The 710-nt window shown below is 37.6% G+C and carries 1 protein-coding gene; it reads right to left on the bottom strand.

Annotation, left to right across the window (positions count from 1 at the left end; all coding sequences use genetic code 11):
• Window positions 1–710: hypothetical protein (locus GOU96_RS17960; protein ID WP_324702107.1), on the bottom strand; the 710-nt coding region annotated here is incomplete at both ends.

Raw genomic sequence — 710 nt, forward strand, 5'->3', positions numbered from 1 at the left:
TGCGACACTTTCGGCAAAACTCTTCCAGTCTTCGTTTTCTACTAATGTAGATCGATACACCTTTATGTTTGAGCAACCGGAAATATTCTTAATAACTGATTTAACATGGTCAGCGACTGATTGTGGCAGCCATGGACTCAGGACAATACGGTTAATTGACGCCAAATCAAATTTCAGGCGTAGTATCGGGCCAAGATCGGTATCCGAACCGACAAACAGTCTAAACTCTTGTTCATCTTTAAAAACTATTCGCTTCAAAAATGGAAACTCATCAGTTTCGGGATTTATCTCTCTAAGTTCTGTAATTTTTTTATACTCAACGGATTTGGTTTGTAAATCAGTTTGGTTTTCCAGACTTGTTAAAAGCTGATCTCTGTTGAACTCAACATATATCCCACTAGTGCCACTCGAGAAAATCTTCCAATGGTGATACGTTTCAGAAGCTTCAGTCAAACAAAGTGCATATGTGGATTTTAAACCTTTAACTTTGGCATATTGTTTTATATAGAAAGAGTCATTCCTATCATCCCATGTTTCTGGATTCAATAGAGCCATCTCTTTTGTAACCAACATATCTATTAAAAAAGGTAGCTCTGTATATCTCTTTAATGATAGTCCCAATTTTAACTCCTTATTTTCTGTTGCATAACGCCCGCTTAAGGGGCAGCCAACGCTATCACCAACTTGCCGCATAACATCGTAATCACAAT

Origin of the sequence: Vibrio sp. R-1 (assembly GCF_035615595.1) — a bacterium.
Classification (GTDB): Bacteria; Pseudomonadota; Gammaproteobacteria; order Enterobacterales; family Vibrionaceae; genus Vibrio; species Vibrio cholerae.